Below are 2,519 nucleotides of genomic sequence, written 5' to 3' on the forward strand. Positions count from 1 at the left end.
TCGATATGAACTTTCAGACCGGAGCAACTACCGGAAATGAAGGTCTTTTCTGGCTTAGAAAAATCAAAGAGCTGGATGACAATATTCATGTGATAATGAACACCGCCTATGGTGATATTCAGCTGGCTGTGGAGTGTATGAAAGAAGGTGCCATTGATTTTTTGGTTAAACCGTGGGAAAAGGAAAAACTGCTGACCACCGCCATTAATGTCAGGTCCATCAAGGAATCTAAAAAGAAAATCGACCATCTTGATAATACCCGAATGACCCTGGAGTCTGACATCCAGAAGGAAATGGGTGCTTTAGTGGGGCAATCTAAAGCCATGACCAAGGTGTATGAGACCATACAGAAAGTAGCTGCTACCGATGCCAATGTGCTGATTATGGGTGAAAATGGCACTGGTAAAGAGCTGGTAGCTCGAGCCATTCATCAGCTATCCAAAAGAAGCAAAAAGAACTTTATAAAAGTGGATTTAGGCTCTTTGTCAGAAAGCCTTTTTGAATCTGAGCTGTTTGGACACAACAAAGGCGCTTTTACTGATGCCAAGAACGACCGCATGGGGCGCATAGAAATTGCCAATGAAGGCAGCCTGTTTTTGGATGAGATCGGAAACGTTGAAGCCAAACAGCAAGCCAGTTTATTATCTGTATTGCAAAACCGCCAGGTGACCCGTGTTGGCGCCAATAAACCGGTAGATATAGACATCAGATTGATATGCGCTACCAATAAAGATATTGGCGGCATGGTAGATAGAGAAGAATTTAGGCAAGATTTACTTTATAGAATCAATACCGTTGAGTTGGACCTCCCTCCGCTCCGGGAGCGTGACGGTGATATTGAAATTTTAGCCAATCATTTTTTAAAAGAATACGCCAAGAAATATGACAAGCCTATCAAAAAAATAGCAGATGAAGCCTGGGACAAGCTCAACAGCTACCCGTGGCCGGGCAATGTGCGTGAGCTGCAGCACAGCGTGGAGCGTGCGGTAATTATGTCTGATGGAGATACATTGATGGCTGATGACTTCATGATTAAGGAGAAAAAAGGGCCAACTACAACCACTGTAACTTCTCTGAATGTGGAAGACATAGAAAAAGAAGCCATTTTAAAGGCCATAGAAAAGCATAATGGCAACCTCACCTCTGCCGCTAAAACACTAGGCTTTGGCAGAAGCACACTGTACAGGAAGATGACGAAGTATGGGATTGAGTAGACCGTATTCACTTTTACAAAGAGCGTCATTACGGTTTTGGAGGAACGAGAAAGACCGAAATCTACCTATCAAAAGAGATTCCTGACTCGCTACGCCTGTCTGCCGGACAGGCAAGCTCTCAGGAATGACGGAACAGGCCGTGTCCGTTGTCTTTCCAGCCTTGAGCGCACCTGCGGCAGGCAGGCCAGAATCTTATTTTAATGTGAGTTGTGATTATGCGGATTGCAAATTCTATGATAAGGATTTGACATTGCAAATGTTGAATAACATGGTATCAATCTCCATTCTTATTTTGTATTGTAGTCGTTTCAAAAAAATGTCAGCTAGTTGTTATCTTGTTCAAATAAAGCATATTTAACCCTTTGTTTGGTATTCATTACACCAGTTGCGTCTCCAAACATTACTCCGTCATATGAGACCCATCTTCCCTTATCAATTGAAAACTCTGCAATTCCTTTAAACCCGAAGCTCATTATAGTAGGCTTTGAGCCTCCTTGCCCAAACATATTTGGCATATTAAAAACACCATTAACATATTCTTTCAAATCATATTTCAGAACGGCAATCTGATCACCATTGATTTCCTTTACATCAACTAGTTTGACCTCATTTTTGTAGTAAGAAGAGTCACAAACAAAATTCTGGTCATTACCTATCAAATTCGTTGTCAAAGACCAAGTATCGCCAACCCTAACTTTTTTACCTGGAAGTTCGAAAAGCATCGCAATTAAATTCTTTTGTGCCCTTTTTATCCAAAAACTATGAATAGTTCCATTATCAAAAATAGAACCACGAAGAACAACGCCTTTTATCATTTGTTGAAAGGATTTTATCATTTCTGTTTCCTTCTGATCTTGAGTATCTGACAAATTAATAGGCTGCTTTTCATCTATCGTAAACATTTCAATATTAATTAGATTGGCTTTTGGTTTTAATAGACGGACAGCATATTGAGTTTTACCTATTGCATTATTGATCTCCTTCATCATTGTTTTTGCCTTATTCGCGTGTTCATCCGAAGTACTGTCTATGATGGCACTAAACACCCCTCCAAAATCAGCTTCAAAATAACTTGAATCTATTTGCTCCATTACAGTGGTATAAATTAGAGTGTCGTTTGCATTGATCTTCCATTTCATTTCAACTTGATTTTGTCCAGTCACGCTGAACCAGTGTAGAATAGAAAAGGTGATTAAAATTGCTTGTTTCATATTCCTAGTTAGGTGAAGATTGCAGAAAACATCAGCATAAGAGAATTCTACTAATCACTAATATTTATTTTACCAATCTAAGGTATTTTTAGCT

2 protein-coding genes are annotated in these 2,519 nt (G+C 39.7%); one reads left to right on the forward strand and one right to left on the reverse strand.

Translation table 11 applies throughout. The annotated features are described in order from the left end of the window. A partial coding sequence (locus tag E1140_RS00735) for a sigma-54-dependent transcriptional regulator (RefSeq protein ID WP_155178038.1) occupies positions 1-1,214 on the forward strand: 1,214 nt, incomplete at its 5' end. Between the two features lie 323 nt (positions 1,215-1,537). Here E1140_RS00735 and E1140_RS00740 read toward each other — a convergent pair. After that, positions 1,538-2,425: a hypothetical protein gene (locus E1140_RS00740; protein WP_155178039.1), complete on the reverse strand. Its 888-nt coding sequence runs from the start codon at positions 2,423-2,425 to the stop codon at positions 1,538-1,540. Positions 2,426-2,519: the final 94 nt, after the last annotated feature.

The sequence above is a fragment of the Fulvivirga lutimaris genome (genome assembly GCF_009711525.1).
GTDB lineage: Bacteria > Bacteroidota > Bacteroidia > Cytophagales > Cyclobacteriaceae > Fulvivirga > Fulvivirga lutimaris.

What these genes read in the sequence shown, in the direction of transcription:
- E1140_RS00740 (WP_155178039.1), bottom strand. Translation starts at nt 2,425, where the DNA reads ATGAAACAAGCAATTTTAATCACCTTTTCTATTCTACACTGGTTCAGC.